The 18,379-nt window shown below is 42.9% G+C and carries 13 protein-coding genes; 6 read left to right on the plus strand and 7 right to left on the minus strand.

The features are described from left to right. Positions 1-109 precede the first annotated feature (109 nt). Positions 110-2,716, plus strand: coding sequence for a glycoside hydrolase family 3 N-terminal domain-containing protein (locus tag ACOFKR_RS00690; RefSeq protein ID WP_419802105.1), 2,607 nt, complete (start codon positions 110-112; stop codon positions 2,714-2,716). 90 nt (positions 2,717-2,806) lie between these two features. Here ACOFKR_RS00690 and ACOFKR_RS00695 read toward each other — a convergent pair whose 3' ends face one another. After that, complete coding sequence (locus ACOFKR_RS00695; RefSeq protein WP_419802106.1) at positions 2,807-4,441, minus strand: S8 family serine peptidase; 1,635 nt, start codon at positions 4,439-4,441, stop codon at positions 2,807-2,809. Positions 4,442-4,789: 348 nt separating this feature from the next. Here ACOFKR_RS00695 and ACOFKR_RS00700 point away from each other — a divergent pair, with 348 nt between their 5' ends. The 4 genes from ACOFKR_RS00700 (at position 4,790) to gldD (ending at position 8,499) form a co-directional block, all read left to right on the plus strand. After that, entirely contained in the window at positions 4,790-6,196 is a 1,407-nt protein-coding gene (locus tag ACOFKR_RS00700) for a tetratricopeptide repeat protein (RefSeq protein ID WP_419802107.1), read from the plus strand. 115 nt (positions 6,197-6,311) lie between these two features. Beyond that, positions 6,312-7,073, plus strand: a complete 762-nt coding sequence (locus tag ACOFKR_RS00705; RefSeq protein WP_419802108.1) for a phosphosulfolactate synthase — start codon at positions 6,312-6,314, stop codon at positions 7,071-7,073. 42 nt (positions 7,074-7,115) lie between these two features. Continuing rightward, a complete protein-coding gene (locus ACOFKR_RS00710; RefSeq protein WP_419802109.1) occupies positions 7,116-7,928 on the plus strand; it encodes a shikimate dehydrogenase family protein in 813 nt (270 codons plus the stop codon). Beyond that, positions 7,906-8,499: a gliding motility lipoprotein GldD gene (gene gldD, locus ACOFKR_RS00715; protein ID WP_419802110.1), complete on the plus strand. Its 594-nt coding sequence runs from the start codon at positions 7,906-7,908 to the stop codon at positions 8,497-8,499. The genes ACOFKR_RS00710 and gldD overlap by 23 nt, the downstream gene beginning before the upstream one ends. A gap of 35 nt (positions 8,500-8,534) precedes the next feature. Here the strand turns inward: gldD and ACOFKR_RS00720 are convergent, their stop codons facing one another. From ACOFKR_RS00720 to ACOFKR_RS00740, 5 genes are all read right to left on the minus strand, one after another. Beyond that, the gene (locus tag ACOFKR_RS00720; protein ID WP_419802111.1) at positions 8,535-9,344 is read right to left on the minus strand and encodes a TerC family protein; all 810 of its coding nucleotides are present in this window, start codon (positions 9,342-9,344) and stop codon (positions 8,535-8,537) included. 62 nt (positions 9,345-9,406) lie between these two features. Further along, positions 9,407-10,366, minus strand: coding sequence for a hypothetical protein (locus ACOFKR_RS00725; RefSeq protein WP_419802112.1), 960 nt, complete (start codon positions 10,364-10,366; stop codon positions 9,407-9,409). A 10-nt stretch (positions 10,367-10,376) separates the two neighbouring features. Then, complete coding sequence (locus ACOFKR_RS00730; protein WP_419802113.1) at positions 10,377-11,474, minus strand: toxic anion resistance protein; 1,098 nt, start codon at positions 11,472-11,474, stop codon at positions 10,377-10,379. Between the two features lie 65 nt (positions 11,475-11,539). Beyond that, positions 11,540-12,154 (minus strand): TerD family protein, encoded by a 615-nt coding sequence (locus tag ACOFKR_RS00735; protein WP_419802114.1) that lies wholly within the window; start codon positions 12,152-12,154, stop codon positions 11,540-11,542. A gap of 4 nt (positions 12,155-12,158) precedes the next feature. Beyond that, positions 12,159-12,713 carry a TerD family protein gene (locus tag ACOFKR_RS00740; protein ID WP_419802115.1) on the minus strand — a complete coding sequence of 185 codons (555 nt, stop codon included), beginning with the start codon at positions 12,711-12,713 and terminating at the stop codon, positions 12,159-12,161. A gap of 309 nt (positions 12,714-13,022) precedes the next feature. On the opposite strand from ACOFKR_RS00740, the gene ACOFKR_RS00745 reads away from it, so the two are divergent. Beyond that, a complete protein-coding gene (locus ACOFKR_RS00745; protein ID WP_419802116.1) occupies positions 13,023-14,186 on the plus strand; it encodes a DUF1624 domain-containing protein in 1,164 nt (387 codons plus the stop codon). A 247-nt stretch (positions 14,187-14,433) separates the two neighbouring features. Here ACOFKR_RS00745 and ACOFKR_RS00750 read toward each other — a convergent pair whose 3' ends face one another. Beyond that, complete coding sequence (locus ACOFKR_RS00750) at positions 14,434-18,375, minus strand: cobaltochelatase subunit CobN (protein WP_419802117.1); 3,942 nt, start codon at positions 18,373-18,375, stop codon at positions 14,434-14,436. Positions 18,376-18,379 lie beyond the last annotated feature (4 nt).

Genomic DNA, 18,379 nt, shown 5'->3' on the forward strand with positions numbered 1-18,379 from the left:
AGGCTGATAAAAACAGTATTGGTTATTGGCGAACAGCTTGTTTTATAAGTTTGGTTTCGGGTTGATTTATTACATTTGACAACCAATTTTACTTCGTTATTTCCAATTTATGAAGCTGTGTACCCCTCGTTCCTACTTATTTTACCTGGCTGCGGCAACGGCCGGTTTAGGCTTGACCATCGCTTTAAACAGTGGTTTTTCTGCGGATCAGGGGCAAAAATGGCTGTCCGCGAATGCCGCCGACAGCATTGTGCTCATCAAAAATCCGCAAGGTGTCACGCTGGGTTATTCCCGAAAATCAGGTATAAAAATACTGACAGTCAATAGTTTGGCTTTTAAAGACCTGAACAAAAACGGCACTTTGGATAAATATGAAGACTGGCGTTTGCCGGTTGATGAGCGCGCCAAAGACCTCGCATCCAAGCTTTCTTTGCCACAAATTGCCGGCCTGATGCTGTATAGTATGCACCAGGTTATCCCGGCACTTAGCGGAGGCCCTTTTGGTGCCGGTACTTACAACGGCAAACCGTTTTCTGCAGGCGGTATTGATGCGGCAGACGTGACCGATCAGCAAAAAGAATTTTTATTAAAGGACAATTTGCGCCATGTACTTATTACTTCTGTACAAAGCCCGGAAGTGGCCGCCCGCTGGAACAACAACGTGCAGGCTTTGGCAGAAGGGGCCGGTTTTGGCATCCCGGCAAACAACAGTTCTGATCCGCGGCACAGCACCAATTCCGGCGTAGAATATACGGCCGGTGCCGGCGGGAAAATTTCGCAATGGCCGGACCAGTTGGGTTTGGCGGCAACTTTTGATCCGGCAGTTGTGCTACAGTTCGGGCAAATTGCCGCTCAGGAATATCGTGCGCTGGGCATTACAACGGCTTTATCACCCCAGATTGATCTCGGCACAGAACCGCGCTGGGTACGCATTAACGGCACTTTTGGCGAAGACCCGCAACTGGACGCCGATATGGCGAGGGCTTATGTTGATGGTTTTCAAACCTCCACCGGACCTGCAGAAATTAAAGATGGCTGGGGCTACCAAAGCGTAAACGCGATGATGAAACACTGGCCTGGCGGCGGCCCGGAAGAAGGCGGCCGCGATGCGCATTTTGCCTATGGCAAGTTTGCAGTTTATCCAGGTAATAATTTTGATGAGCATTTGGTGCCATTTGTGGATGGTGCCTTAAAATTGGCCGGTAAAACAAGCATGGCATCTGCAACAATGCCGTATTACACCATTTCTTACGGTCGGGATATCAAAAACAAGGAAAACGGCGGCAATAGTTACAGCAAATATTTGATTACAGATTTGCTTCGGAACAAATACCATTACGATGGTGTGGTTTGTACCGACTGGCTGGTTACGGCAGATGAAGGCGCGAAACCGGATGTTTTTGCCGGAAAATCCTGGGGGATGGAAACCAAAACCGTGGCCGAGCGGCATTACAAAATTTTGATGGCCGGCGTGGATCAGTTTGGCGGCAACAACGTGGCCGCACCAGTAATTGAAGCTTACCAAATGGGCGTAAAAGAACATGGCGAAGCTTTTATGCGTGCCCGTTTTGAGCAATCTGCCGTTCGGCTGCTCAAAAATATCTTTCGGGTTGGCTTGTTTGAAAACCCTTATCTGGATGTAGAAAAATCCGGGCAAACGGTTGGTAAGGCCGCTTTTATGAAAGCCGGTTATGATGCGCAATTAAAATCCATCGTAATGCTAAAAAACAGTAACCATATTTTGCCCCTTAAAAAAAGCATGACGGTTTATCTGCCTAAAAAATATACACCTTCTGTGCAGGGGTTTTTCGGCCCGCCATCCGCAGAAAAATGGGAGGATGCGATGAAACCGGCGTTATTGTCTAAATATTTTAACATTACCGATGACCCGGCCAAAGCAGACTGTGCCGTGGTTTTAATTGCCAGCCCAACCGGAAGTGCCGGTTATGACAGTAAAGACGTAGCAAAAGGCGGCAATGGTTATGTGCCGATACCGCTGCAATATGGCCCTTACACGGCCACGCTGGGCAGAGCACAAAGTATTGCAGCCGGTGATCCGGCAGAGCCGGGCGTGACCAATCGATCGTACAAAAACAAAACCGTTACGGCCTCCAATTTTAATGACCTAAAAACAGTATTGGAAACCAAAGCAGCTATGAAAGGCAAACCGGTTATAGTGGTAATGATGCTTACTAAACCCGCCATCCCGGCCGAATTTGAGAAAAAAGCCAATGCCATTATAGCGTGTTTTGGCGTGCAAGACCAGGCTTTGCTGGATATTCTGACTGGCCGGGCAGAACCTTCCGGCTTGTTGCCTTTCCAGATGCCGGCGAACATGAAAACGGTGGAATTGCAGAACGAAGATATTCCGCATGACATGATTTGCTATACCGATGCCGACGGACACACCTACGATTTTGGTTTTGGCATGAACTGGAAAGGTGAAATCCATGATGCACGGACCAGCAAATATGTAAACACCATCAGCAAACCAAAATTTAGTTTGCAAGGTGGAGTTTTAACCATCACCAGCAGCACGCCGGAAACTAAAATTTATTACACAACAGATGGAAGCACGCCGTCTTTCAGCAAAAAAAATGTATATGTTAAACCATTTACAATCAGCAATAATATGGTTGTAAAGGCAATTGCCAAAAAATACGGACAGAATAATAGTGTTTTGGTAGAATATCAACCTAAAACTTTAAGCAAATAAGGTTTAAATTTTGTATGACAACAAAACGGCCGACAGGATTTAATCTTGTCGGCCGTTCAATTTTATACCGATAAAAGAAGCATCAGCAGCTTATCGCTTCCGTTCGCCTTTCATCGTTGAAGCAATTTTTAAAGCTTCCAAAGCGTTTACAATGCCGCCGGTTTTGCTCAACGTTGTAAAATCAACTTTCTGTTTTGTTCCGGGCTTAATCACCTGTATGTTTTCTGGTTTTGCTGATGCCAGAATCACTTCTTTTAACTGCCGGGCACTCAATGTCGGGTAATATTCAAGCACTAAAGCCGCAACACCTGCGGTTATCGGCGAAGCAAAACTGGTCCCGTCGGCCGTATTAAATTCGGCATCTTTATCAATGGACGTTACCTTTACGCCCGGCGCGAAAACATCCACGTTTTTTTTGCCGTAATTACTGAAACTGGCAGCCAGGTTTTCATCTTTTAAAGCCGATGAGGCACCTACGCTGATCACGTTATCCGAAGTGGTCCCGTCTAAAAAACTATCGTTCGGAAATTCCGGCTTAACATCCACGTCCTGGTTATCGTTGCCGGAAGCCTGCACTAATAAAACATCTTTTGCAGCAGCATATTTAATGGCATCGTCCACCCATTTTTTGTGCGGGGACAATTTTTTACCGAAACTCATGTTCACCACTTTGGCACCGTTGTCCACCGCGTAACGGATGGCGTTGGCAATATCTTTATCATATTCATCGCCGTTTGGTACTGCTTTTATCGCCATAATTTTAACATTATCGGCAATGCCGTCAATGCCGTAACCATTATTACGGACCGCACCGATCAAACCGGCCACACCTGTACCGTGTGAGGCATCTCCGCATTCCACCATATTACTGCCATAATTTTTATCGTTGATATTGTTCGGATCATCGCCAACGGTACGTTTACGCGCATCCAGGTCGGGGTTTACATCATTGTTCAGTTTCGTGATGTATTCGTTCAGCTCGGTAATGGTTTTGGTATCGGTTTTGGCATTGTCTGCTTCCTGAAAAATCAAACCCCAGATGTATTTGCTCTGTTTAAGTGTATCGTTTTTATCGTCCAGTTTGTTCAAATCCCCTTTGGTGAAGGATTGCCCGGCCGATAAATTCAATGTTTTTTTCAGATAAGCATCCGTAGTAACCAGCGCGTTCATCAGCGGCGAAAGCTGGTTTAATTCTGATTGGGATTTGTTAACGGTAGAGTCCCGGATGCCTTTCACCTTCAGCCAGTACGCATATTCTGCCTTATCGGGAGCAGCAGAAGCGGTGGTAATTGTTGCGTACTTATCTTTCAAACGATAATATTCGCGCACTTCTTCGGTGGTTTCGTTCACATCACATTTACCGTTCGGGCCGCCCAAAAAATTCCATCCGTGCATATCATCGATGTAACCGTTGTGGTCGTCGTCTTTGCCGTTTCCGGCTTTTTCCTGCGTGTTCAACCACAAAACCGGCTGCAAATCTTTTTGCAGCGTATCTATGCCGCTATCAATGGTGGCCACTACAACCGTTTTGCTTTTTTTACCCTTTAAAAAATCGTAAGCCTGGTTTAAGCTCACCCCCAGATAACCATCTTTTTGCAGGTCTAAGGTGTGCCAGTTTTTAGGCAGATCAGCAGGTTTGGCCGGCATTTGCTGTGCGATGGAAGCAGTATTTACAGCGAACAGGGCAACTGCCAGAAAAGCAGTTGTTTTAAAATTAATTTTCATGAATCGATATATGGGATTTAGCGGTTATCAGTTTTTGCGGAGATTATTTTATCCTGCTAAAAGAAGCATTTTGCCGACACAAACCAAGCTTAATTTTATACTAAAAAAGCAATATTTTACGTTTTGCCGGTTATACTTCGTTTTCAAACAAGATATTTAAAAATGCTTTTTCGTATTTTTGTTAAAGCTACAATTTTAGGCAGCTAAAAACAGTATGGTTTACTCAAGCTTATTTAATTGTTAAGCATTGTTAACGGCACAGAAACCTTTTTCAGTATCAATTTAAAAATTAATTAAACACTGTTGTTCAATACAGACAACAAAAATTTGTTCTGCTAATAAAATTGAATGGAAGAAGAATTTGATTACAATTTCTCTGAGGATCCGCGGTTTTCTGTAGAACGGTACGAAGAGATGCTCCGCAACCACGATCAATATTTTTTTGATACGCAGGTATTTGAAAACATTATTGATTATTACATCGAAAAAAATGACCCCGTAAAAGCCTTGCAGGTAGTGGGCTACGCGCGCAGCCAGCACCCGTTTGCCGCCATATTTTTGATTAAACAGGCTCAGCTTTTCATCGTGACCAACCAAGTGGCCGATGCATTTGCCATTTTAGAAAAAGCAGAAAGTTTGGAACCTTTTGAAGCCGATATCTACATCATCCGCGGCAACCTCTACGAAAGCCTGGAACGCCACGAAGAAGCACTGGAAAATTATGAAAAAGCCCTGCCCATTGCCGAAGATACGGATGATATTTTGCTGCACATTGCCTTCGTTTACCAAAGCAAAGGCGAGTATGACCTGGCCATCACTTACCTGAAACTTTGCCTGGAGCAAAATATGGAAAACCAGGATGCTTTATACGAACTGGCTTTTTGTTACGATGTGCTGGACAGGCAAAACGAAAGTGTGCAGTTTTATGAGCAATATATTGATAAAGAGCCGTATAGCTATGCCGCATGGTATAACCTGGGCAATGCTTTTACCAAATTAAATTTGTTTGAAAAAGCCATTGATGCGTATGATTATGCCATTTTGATCAATGAAAACTTTACATATGCTTATTTTAACAAAGGTAATGCGCTGATCAATCTGGATAAATTTGCCGAGGCGATTGAGGTTTACAAGCAAACGCTGGAATACGAGCCAAGCAGTGCCGATACGTATTGCTCTATCGGTGAGTGTTACGAAAAACTGGAACGCATGGACGAAGCGCGCGCCTATTATAAAAAAGCTGTCCGCAAAGATGCCAAAATGGGCGATGCCTGGTTTGGTATCGGCGTAACGCTTGATTTTGAGGAACGCTATTTTGAAGCTTTGCGCTATTATAAACGTGCATTGGAACTTGACGACAGCAACCCGGATTATTGGTTTGCCATTGCAGATGCCAATTATAAGCTTGGGAATTTGCCCGGATCAGAAGATGCATACGCAAAGGTGATTGAGTTGAACCCGCTGGATGTAGATGCCTGGCTGGATTATTCGTCTATCTTATATGAGCAGCATAAACTGACGGCCGCTATTGAAACAATTGCCGATGCCATAAAAAATAACCCGGACGCGGCAGAATTATTTTATCGCATGGTGGCCTATCTTTTTGCCAAAGGAGAATATAACGAAGCGTTAAACTATCTGGAAATCGCATTGACAACCGATCCTGAAAAGCACCCGATTTTATTTGAATATCTGCCGCAATTGCAGGAAAACAAAGCGATTGTGGATATCATCAACCGGTTTTTTAAGGCATAAAAGAAGCATTGTCAAGGTTTCATACGTATAAACGCAGTTAGATTTTGGTTTTTTTTTACATTTGCGCATATCCGGGCCGGTTACCGTCCGGTTTTATATTAATTTTTGTTTCTGCATGAATTATTTTTTAAACAATATTCCGGAGCGACCGCAAAAACCAAGATCATCAGGCTTTACCATGGTAATGGACAAAGGATTGAGTTTGAGGCAGGTAGAAGACTTTATAGAGGTTTCCGGCCAGCATACCGATATTGTAAAATTAGGCTGGGCAACTTCATATGTTACGCCAAACCTCAGCGAAAAACTGAAGCTTTACCGAGATGCAGGCATTCCAGTGTATTTTGGCGGTACTTTGTTCGAAGCCTTTATTATCCGCGGCCAGTTTGATGATTACCGCCGCACGCTGGATCAATACCAGATGGATTTTGCCGAAGTTTCTGATGGTTCCATCACCATTGAACACGAAGAAAAGTGCGATTATATCAGGAAGTTAAGCGATCAGGTTACCGTAATTTCTGAAGTGGGCTCTAAAGACGTGGAAAAGATTTTTGCGCCTTATAAATGGATCAGGCTGATGAACGCTGAACTGGAGGCCGGTTCATGGAAAGTGATCGCGGAAGCCCGCGAAAGCGGAAATGTTGGTATTTACCGTGATTCGGGCGAAGTTAGGCAAGGTTTGGTGGATGAAATCCTGACCCAAATCCCGGAAGAAAAAATTATTTGGGAAGCACCGCAAAAAGCACAGCAGGTTTGGTTTATCAAACTGATCGGGGCAAACGTAAATTTAGGGAATATTGCGCCCGCAGAAGTGATCCCACTGGAAACCATCCGCCTCGGATTGCGCAGTGATACCTTTGATTTTTTTCTGAATCAATAAACCACTTTTCGTGTTCACTCAGCATAAGGTAACAATAACCCCATGAAAAAATACGGACTGATTGGTTTCCCGCTAACACATTCTTTCTCTAAAAAATATTTTACAGAAAAGTTTGAAAAAGAAGGGATTAATGATGCTTCTTACGATCTTTTTGAATTGGCAAATCTGAGCGATTTCCCGGAACTGATTAAAGACAACCCGGATTTATGTGGTTTAAATGTGACCATTCCGCACAAAATTGGTGCAATTTTTTATGTAAACTGGCTGGATGACGAGGCCAAAAAAGTAAAAGCCATCAATTGTATCAAAGTGATTCAGGAAAGTGCCCTCGCAGCCGCTTTTTCGGGCGAAGTGGGTTTTGTTGGCCAGGATTTTAGGCTGGAAGGTTACAATACCGATATTTATGGTTTTGAACATTCTTTAAAACCACTCTTAAAATTGCACCATAAACGGGCTTTGGTTTTAGGGAACGGCGGTGCCAGCCGGGCAGTTAGATATGTTTTAAAAAAGCTGGGCATCCCTTTTAAAGTAGTATCCCGCAGGCCCAGGCCAAACCAGCTTTTGTATGAAAATTTAACACCAGAAATTGTTAAAAGCTACAGATTAATCATCAATACCACACCGCTGGGCACAGATCCGGACATTACCGCTTTTCCGCCGATACCTTACGATGCCATTACCGAACGGCACTTGTTGTATGATTTGATTTATAATCCTGAAAAAACGGTTTTTTTACAAAAAGGCGAAGCACAGGGGGCTGAAATTAAAAACGGCCACGAAATGCTTGTTTTACAAGCCGAAAAAGGCTGGGAAATCTGGAACAAAAAAAACCATGAACCGATCTCAATCATTTAAATTTTTACTGATTTCAATTTGCACGGTTTTGTTTTTTTCCTGCACCAATCATGATTTTTCCCCTAAACCGCGTGGTTTTTTCCGCTTAAATTTTCCTAAAAAAGCTTATCGTGTTTATAACGGTAAGTGCCCATTTACGTTCAGCTATCCGGTTTACGCCAATATTGAGCCCGATAAGAACAGAAATGCACAGCCTTGCTGGTTCAACCTTGAATTTCCGGATTTTAAAGGTACACTGCACCTCAGTTATATGCCTGTAACTTCCAAAAAAGTTTTTAATGAACTGATTGAAGATGCCCACACTTTCGCCTTTAAACATACGGTAAAAGCAACCGGAATTGATGAAGGGACCATCGCTTACCCGAACCGAAAAATGTACGGCATTTATTACCGCATTGATGGCAACGCTGCTTCATCTGTACAATTTTACCTCACAGACAGCACCAAAAATTACCTTCGGGGAGCCTTGTATTTCAATGAGTTGCCACGTCAGGACTCTATCAAACCGGTTTTGGATTTTGTAAAAAAAGATATTGATGTGATGATCAAAAGCATTCGCTGGAAAAACTGATGCTTCTTTTATCGGTATAAAAACAGCAAATACGGTTAACTTTTATCCAGCACATCTTCTGCATCTTTCGTAATCTCCGGTTCGATCGCATGTTGTTTTGGAAAGTTGAATAGCAGCGAAGTAATCACCGGGACTAAAAACACTGCAACGGTAAAAAGCGACACAAAAAGATCTGTTTTCTTTCCTTCCAGTATTTCTGAAAATAGCGTTCCAGGATAAAAATGTGTGTATAAAGAAGCCGTAAGTTTGATGCCCAAAACGCCAATTACCACAAAAGCAACCGTTTCTAAAAACGTAAATTTCTCCATCAGCTTTACAAAAGCCTGCGCCACAAAACGCATGGCCAAAATGCCGATAAAAACGCCGGTATAAATTAAAAAAACATGATCGGTAAAAGCAACGGCCGCAAAAACATTATCAATAGAAAAAGCCAGGTCCATCACTTCCACCAAAGCCACCGTTGCCCAAAATGTACCTACCAAACCAACGGTAGAACGATACACCCAGCTTTCGTTTTTATTTACCGATTCTTCTTCAGCATCACCTGATTTCCCTTTAAAATAATCAAAAGCCAGATATAATAAATACAAACCGCCCAAGGGTTTTAGCCACCAGATTTTGACTAACCACGCCGCCAGAAACAAACAAATGCCACGGAAAACATAAGCGCCAATAATACCGTAACGCAAGGCTTTACTGCGCTGCTCTTTCGGCAAATCAATCACCATGGTAGCCAAAACGGCTGCATTATCTACCGAAAGCAGGCTTTCGATCACAATTAAATTTAAAATTATCAGCAAGCCTGCCTGTATATCTTCGCCCAATAACCGATGTAAAAAATCCATATCGCTTTTTTTGTAATGCTGTTTTTATGACTGTTTTTTTGGTGTGTTGTTACAATTAAGTGCTAAATCATGTCGGTGTTCAGCATTGCTTTCAAAATGTTTGCCTGCGCATCAATATTGCTGATGTTCTGCATAAAACTGATGTCGCTTAGTTTCCGGTAATTTTCGGCCAGCAAGGTTTTAATTTCCTGCGGAAGATACGCTTTTGCCACGCCAATATTACTTTGCAACTGATCGTTTTTGGCTTTTAGCTCTGAAATCATATTTTCTTTTTGCGAAACCTGATTGGTTAAATTGATGTTGATGATCTTCTCATAATCACAAAACAAAAAAAGGTTCCTAAGCGGATAAAACAAAAAATAACGTTCCGTTTCTGCAAATTTATAAACTTCCAGAACCGTGTTTCCGGCTTTCAATCCGCAGAAAAACGCTGTTTTAAAATCATATTTGCAAAGTAAACCCAACAGCTTTTTCTCGATGGCTGCATGTGCGTTTGCATAAACCTTCGCCGCATCAAACCGGATCAAATCCTGCAAAAGTTCAGCAGAAATTTCGCTGTAAAACTCCGCAGAAAACCTTGCACTAAAGCTGTTGATGTTTTTGGAGAAAGGATATTCATCAGAATTGTCAGACAGCAATTGGTACAAACACCTCAACGAAATATTGATCTTTAAAGTCTGTTTCTGTTTTCCCTGCCCGTAGTTTTTTTCCTGATAAAAAGAGCTTGCAAGCTGTGATTCCAGCTCATTGTTCAGCTGGATTTCATCAAACAAAAGGCTGACGTTCTGCTCGTTGTTTTTCTTGATTTTCTTCAGCAGATCAATCAAACTTGCTGTGTATTGCAGATGGAAAAGCTCGAGATTATTGGCATCCAATTCCGGGTTTTGTTCGAACAGCTGATGAATAACCTGGCTGCGCAGATAAATTTTGTAGATAATTTCTTCCTGAAAAAATGCCGCAAGCAATTGCAGTTTACTGATGATTTTTTGAGAATCTTGAAAAATTGCCTGCCGCTGGTCCATTCATACAAAATTACTTAATGCTGGTCACATTTTTTTTGAGTTCGGTTTCCAAACTTTGCAGTTCCGTATTCAGTGCTTTGCGGTTTTGCGTGCCTTCGTCATGGATGCGTTTTACCTCGTTCAGCGTTTCGATTAGCGATTGCGTGGTGCGTTTTAACGTATCGATGGAAACCACCGTTTTCTCGTTTTCGCGCGCCACGTCAATACTGTTTTGCTTCAGTAATTCGGCATTTTTTTGCAGGATGGAATTAGTCGTGTCCGAAATCTTTTTCTGCACTTCCACATGCTGTTTTTGCCGGTTCAAAGCTACGGCAATCGTCAGTTGGTTTTTCCAAACGGGAATCGTAGTCGAAATAATGGACTGCGCTTTTTCGGCGATAGAAGTATTGTTGTTTTGCACCACGCGGATTTGCGCCAGCGATTGCATCATGATGAAACGAACTACTTTCAAATCAGCCAAACGTTTATCCAAACGGTTTATAAAATCGCGCAGGTCAGCAATCTCATAATCCTGATAATCAGCAGGATTGCTGTCCATTTGTGCCAGCTTTTCGCTCAGTTCATTAAACTTCAGCTGTCCGGAAATGATCAGTTCTTCCATTTGTTTGATGTACGAAACATTGCTATCGAACATGGTTTGCAGCGAGCTATTGTCTTTGATGGAATTAACGCGGCCAATTTTGATTTTATTCGTGATCTTATCAATATTGTTCACCACGGTATCGTATTTCTGGAAAAGCTTTTGCGTATCAACCACCATTTTTTTCAGGAACGGGATTTTGGAAAGGATAGATTTGAACGAACTTTGCTCCAGTTCGTCCACATCAATATAATTCAGTTCCGAAAGCAAATCGGTGATCAAACCGCCAACTTCGCCGGAGTTGTACGTACGCACTGACGTTAAAAACGCATTGCTGTATTTTTCCATCGAATTTTGCACTTCCACGCCGTAATTCAGGATCGAATTAACATCTTTTGGATCGATGGTTTTGCTGATTTCACCCAGCTTCTGCTCGTCTTGCGGCGTCATTGCAGACAAATCGACATTGCCGTCTTTGTCCATTTTTACCGAAGGAACGGTTTGATTATTGGCTGGAATAGTTTCCATTAATTTAAGTTTTGGGTTGAAAATTGCTTTGTGCCGCTGCTTCTTTTATCAGCATAAAATTGGTGTTACAAATATTGGTTGATAACCGTGGTGATGGTTTCCGGCAATTTTTTATCGGTAGTTGGCTCGCCGATGGCATTAAATTTCCACTCGTTGTTCCGCTTGTAAAAAATCCCCATCACCATCGAAACAAAACCCGAAAAGCCAGAATTGTGCGCAATATCATACGTGGCAAAAACTTCTTTCACCATTTTTGGCGTGCCTTCGTAAATGCGTATCGAAGCAAACGGTATTTTACCAAAATCGTGCCCGCGGAAACTGTTCAGCACAAAAGCAACATGCTCTATATCAGCACTTAGCAATGAAAAATCAAGTGTAATCACTTCGTTGTCCAGGCCGTCATCGCCATCAATATCGCCCGTTAAATCATCGCCGCTATGTTTTACCGAACCGTTTTTTGATTTCAAATTGCCAAAATAAATGGTTTCCTGCAACTTTTTGTCGGCATCAAACAACGCGCAACTGGCATCCAAATCCACTGCTTCTTTTGTGGTGCCAAATCCGAAGAAACCCCTTTTCTCGATCGCGCCCCAATTAATGCCCACACAAATATTTTGCAGCTTGCTGCCGTTGGCTTTTTCCAAGTTGATGCGCTGTCCTTTTTGAAGATTAATGGCCATAATTTTAGTTGTATTTGTTTAAATAATCCTGCAAACCGCCTTTCATGCCTACACCAACGGCCTCAAATTTCCATTTGCCTTCGCGTTTGTAAATGCGGCCAAATTCTACGGCGGTTTCGATCGAAAAATCTTCTTCCAGCTCGTATTTCAACAATTCTGTATTGCTGGCCGTATCAAAAATCCGCACAAAAGAATTACGGACCTGCCCGAAATTTTGCCTTCTGCCGGCCGCTTCGTGGATGGTGACCACAACCGCCAGCTCTGTTGCCCGCGGATCGATCAGGGCCAGATCGATTTTAAGCTGCTCATCATCGCCCTCACCGGCACCCGTCAGGTTATCACCGGTATGTTCTACGCCGCCATCCGGAGACAGCAAATTGTTGTAAAATACGAAATGTTCATCCGAAAGCAGCTTTTTATTTTCCCCCAGGATAAAAACCGAAGCGTCCAAGTCAAACTCCGTTCCGGTAGAAGATGTGTTGGTGTCCCAGCCCAAACCGATGGTAAATTTGGGCGCATTGATATTTTCCCGTTGTCCTTTTTGCAAATTAATGGCCATGTGCTGATTATATTTTATGTTGAAATGAAGTTTAATAACCTTCAAATTTAACAGATAATTACTCAAATATAAATTTGTTGAAACTTGTATTTTTATAGGATAAAAGAAGCATGTGTTTGTTACGCGCTGAACGGCTTTACTTTAAAAATATTTTTTGCGGATATTATTTGCTGCCGTACGATAATCAGTCAACAAATCCGATTTAAACATTATTGGGTTTAGTTTTTAATGCTTCTTTTATCGCCCAAAAAATAGTGAAATATGGCTTGCTTATTTTTGATCACAATTTTGTTATAGTTTAGTTTGAGGATGAAAAGAATTTCCAGTATTGATGTTGCACGCGGTTTGGTTATGGTGATCATGGCCCTTGACCATACCCGTGATTTACTGCATGTGAGTTCGATAGCTCAATCACCAACCAATCTGAACACAACAACGCCGATCTTATTTTTTACAAGATGGATAACCTATTTGTGCGCTCCGATATTTGTATTTCTGGCTGGCACATCAGCCTATCTTTCACTAAAGAGAAAAAACAATATCGCCCAAAGCAGGGAATTTTTGCTTAAACGCGGATTTTGGCTTATCGTACTTGAATTTACGGTAGTCAATTTTGGTCTTTTCTTTGACCCTGGTTTTCACTTGCTTTTGTTTGAAGTAATTGCAACAATTGGGTTCGGATTTATCGCTTTGTCATTATTACTCAGAGTACCGCTTAAAATCCTGTTTTTTATCGGTTTAATTATTGTTTTTAGCCACGATCTTTTTGCCTCAATTCCGTTTGCCCGGGGTTCATTGGCATTAAAAATTCTGTCCCCGTTGTTTAACCTTACACCGATACCGTTATTCTCCGGTCATTTAATGCTTGTTGCCTATCCGCCGCTTCCGTGGCTTGGCATTATGCTTATCGGATTTGCAGCGGGCAGGTTATTTGAATTGCCGGAAGAGAAGCGCAAGCCAGTGTTCTTCCAAATCGGTTCAATATTGCTGATATTATTTGCCTTAGTTCGTGTTGTCAACAGATATGGGGATACGGTTCCATGGTCTTACCAGAAATCTTCTATATTTACTTTTTTGTCATTTATCAATATTAACAAATACCCGCCTTCGCTTTTGTTTACCTTAGTTACGCTGGGGATTATGTTTTTAATCCTTAGTGCGGCAGAAAAACGAAACAACAAATTAACTGCTGTTGCCGGTGTTTATGGAAAAGTACCGTTGTTTTATTTTATTGTGCATTTCTATCTCATTCATACAATATTGTTGATCATACTTTTTGCGCAGGGGTTCCATTGGGCCGATATGAATTTTGCCTCGGGCTCCTTCGGTAGGCCAAAAGGTGCTGAAAGCGGCGTACCGTTGTGGGCAGTATATCTGATTTGGATAGGTGTCGTTGCTCTATTATACAAGCCCTGCCTCTGGTTCGGAAAGCATAAAGCCAGCTATAACTCCTGGTGGACCGGTTATCTTTAAATCCGAATTTATCGCCTGTGCAAATATAAAAGGATAATGATCAAGATCTTGACCACTAAACATTTGGATACGTTTGTAACTTTTATTGAAAGGGATATAATGTCTGTTTAAGTTTCTGCCAAAAAAGTTTTGAATGCTTCTTTTATCGCCCAAAATTTTGCTTTTGCAATTGTTGCCTATAGAAAACCCCCTTGATAAACCACCAAATTTTAGGCGATAAAAGAAGCATATATAATTTAACCAGACCCTAAAATCTGGTGCTTTTAAAAAACCCTGCCACAAAAAGCAATATTATCGCCCCGGCGAGCAACAGGAGCATTTTTGAATTGCTGCTATTTGCGCTTACAGCCACAGCAGAAACCCGTTCTTCCGTCATCTGCCTGCCCGCAACCGGTTGTGATTTTGATGCGCTGCCGCCGGGCGTTCCGGTTGGGTTTCGCTTTATGGCCGCAATTTTTTTGCTGTATTGAGCAGAAAGGGTTTTCCCACCAGGCACTTTTTCAACAATACTTTTAATATATCTGGATAACGCCGGTGAGTTGCAAACGGCTGTATTACAAGCCGCCCCGTTGCTGGCCACAGATTTTGCAACCGTTGTGGCCATGGTTTTTAATTGCGCATCGCTTGCTTTCCAGTAACCTTTTTCTGTGGCTTCCAGCATAGCGAAAACCATAGATTGTTTGGCATAAGGATTTGCCTTATCCAAATATTTGCTCAAACCAAGCTTGTTTTTATCGGTAAGGTAAGTATCATAAACATCGTTCCAATCCTGATCGGTTACCATGTTGCTGTTGGTTACGTTCCACAAGAACATATTTTCGGTAAAAGCATCCATGTAACGGGCACCGTCGTAACCGTGGTCCATCATCCCTTTGATCCATTTTGGGTTTAAATAACGGCTACGCAATTCGGCATGAAAAAAATCCGATAAGGGCGTGACCTCGCTGTTGCTGGTGTCCGAAAGATCATTGATAAACATGTCCGGCTCCCGCCCCGTCGTGTTTTTAACGGCTAAATTGTAAGCACCGAAATACGCAGCCACCATCGGATGGTCCATCACGCCATAAACGTTTGACGATCTGCTAAAAGCTGCCGCGTCCACATCTTTGATATTGAGTTCAAACAGGCCGCGTTGGTAAAGTGCTTCTGCTTTTTCGCCATAAGCGTGTGCCATTCTTTTGAGGTAAAGGTTAGAAACAACGGTATCGGTTTTCCAGCCTTCGCTGTTTTCACCTGCAAACTCAACATTGGTAGAATATGCGCCCTGGTTGCTCGAAAACACACGCAAAGCAGCAACGTCCATCGAATCGATGTGCAGTTTTTTCTGATAAGCCAAACTATGCCTGCGCACCCAATTGGTGCCGGTACTTACGCTTGCGGCCAGTTTTACCGCTTTGTCGAGCATTTTGATATTGCCATAAAAATGGTCCCGGTAAGTGCCAGACGTTGTTATCAGCACGTCAATCCGTTCACGGCCCAGTTCATTGTCCGGGATAAGCGCAACGTCCATCACCTGGCCTTTCGTGTTCCAAACGGGTTTTACGCCCATCAGGTACATGATCTCAGCTTCGCTAACTCCTTGATTATTAGTTATTTCGGCAGACCATAGCACAAATGCCACTTTTTTGGGAATGCTTCCTTTACCGTGCTTTTTTTCAAACTGCAGCAAAAGCTGATCGGCCATGCGTTTGCCCAAAACCCATGCTTCTTTTGTCGGTATATTTTTGGTATTGATGGAGTATGGGTTTCGGCCGGACGGAAGTGATTCCGGGTTCCTGATCGGATCGTCAGTTGGCCCGGTGGGAATATATTTACCGTCCAGGGCGCGCATAATTTGCGTGATTTCGTTGTTAGCTTGGTTCAATTTATTGCGATAAACCAGTGCCTTTTGTAATTCGCGGGCAACGGCCGTGTCGCTTCGGTGCCAATAACGCCTTGTTGTTTCGTTGATGTTTTTGTTGTTGAAGACCACATCCCGCACCATATCAACAGAAAGTTTTTGTTTTTTCGCTTTATCGCCAGGCAACAGTTTTTCAAACTCTTCGCCCAGCATATCGTGTATCATTTCTGCCAAGGTATTTCCGGTTGGTGCATTGCCCAAAATATGCCCGCCGTTTGCCATATGTTGCCGCGCTATTTTGTTGATATAAGCTTTCGCCTGCTTCAAAAAATCATCCGGCGAAACGGTCATGAGCTTTTGATTGTCAAGATCGTTCTGGATATGCAGTTTTACGCTTAAAGCTATCGCTTTTTGCCGCAAGCGGTTTTTGAGCACGTTATTGGTCGAGCTTTGCCAGTCGTCAATAGCGTTACTAAGTATTTTTAGCGAATCACTTAATCCCGCTTGTGTAATTTCTGTTAGATAACCGATTGTTAGCGCGCTTGCCCGGCGTTTATTGGCAATCCCGCCATTGGCAATCAGTGGAACCAAGCTGATATGCGGCAAATTACCGATCAGTTCGCCATTAAAGTCTTTGCGCGACGGGCCTTCCAGTTTTCCGGGCATCAAAGAGAGCTGACTAAAAAGACTTATAAAAGCATGCGGCTGGTAAACGCGTTTCATCCACTCGTAAAAAGCAATATAAGCATGACTTGGCGGGATGGCGTCTTTGCCATAGATCAAGGCGTGATTATCCTGCAAACCCCAGTTTGGATGAGGTGCCAAAATTATATTGCCGTCTTTGATTATAGGAATAATGAAAGACTTTTTACCGATACTGTCTGTAATGGTCATCAATTTGCCCGGCACCGGGCCCCAATTTTTGATCACTTCCTGCTGCTGTGCAGCGGGATAAGCATGAAACCAATCTAAATATTGCTGTTCCGGGATGGTGATCACCTCTCCGTTTGCTATCCGTTTTTTTAATTCCGCAGGTGCCCAAGTGCCAACATTGGAAGCATGTACAGACATTTGCCGCGCCAGCTGCGCCGCAGATGGCAAAGGCTGGCCGCCAACGTTGTATCCGCTGTTTTTCCAGGTTTTTAACAGCTTCACCAAACTTTGCGGCACATCCAAATAAGCATCTATATCTGCGCCAACGTTGGCTTTGCCACTGCCTTCGCTGTAATAAGTACAAACAATTTTTTTGTTGAAATTTGGTGTACGCCGCAATTTTACCCAATCTATTGCACGTTCCACACGCCAATCAACCTGATAATCAATTGGATAAACGTTACGCTCGCCATCGGCCAAAGTTTTATCAGCACCAACAATCATCGGTTCGATCACACCGTCGCGCTCGGTAAAATAAAAACGGTCTGTCATGTCCGGAGAAAACCCACCAGGTTCTTTTTCCCATTCGGCAGGATTTTTAATGTATTGCGTGGCCGTCCCGAGCAAAGGCACGTCAAGGTTTTCTGCGGATTTTCGCCCTTTTTCAGGTTTGCTAAAGTTAAGGTACATCCCGCCATAAAGCACAGCATCAACAATAGGCTTGTTGTTTATCCTGAAAAAAGAATCCAGCTTAAAACCACTTTTTTGCATTAAGGCGATCGGCCTTGCACCATGCTTTTCTATACTTTTAATTAGCGCATCAACCACGCGCATGTCTTTCTTGATGTAGTTGGTTTGATAAAATACCAAACCGATAACAGGCGTGTTTGCCGAATCCGCAGTTTTGGGATATTGCTTGTCGTACCATTTTAAATACGCCGAAGCAGAGCTAAAAAGGCTGTCGCTGCCCGGGTGATAAAACCCATAAAGCGGATATTTTATCGGTTTGACAACGTTGACCGGCAGCTTAAATACTTTAGCTGCGATGTAGGACAGCAGGCCTCTATAATTTTCCGCATTGCCGTTTTCCCAGTAGGTTTTTATATCCGGATATTGACTTAGCTGCACATTTCCTTTGGCAAGCGGCGTTTCTAAAAACAAAACTTTTGTGCGTGCTTTGATCGAATCGATCTGCGGTTTCAGCAAAGAAATCCGTGTGCCCAAACTCTCAAAAATAACCAAATCATGTTTGCTCAGTTCTTCAACAGAAAAAACCGGTAACTGCCCGGTGCCGCTTGTGCCGTAAAGGTCTGTCTGCATGACATCGCCGTAATTTTTTGCCGCTTTTTTAAACTCGTACGGATTGAGTTCCACGTGTGGGGAAACCAAGGCCAGGGAAGGTTTTCTTGAACGATGGCAGCTAAAAAAAAGCAATGCCAAAGCGGCGATCTGCAGATAAGCGATAAATTTACGCATGTTT

Origin of the sequence: Mucilaginibacter sp. (genome assembly GCF_965201005.1) — a bacterium.
Lineage (GTDB): Bacteria > Bacteroidota > Bacteroidia > Sphingobacteriales > Sphingobacteriaceae > Mucilaginibacter_A.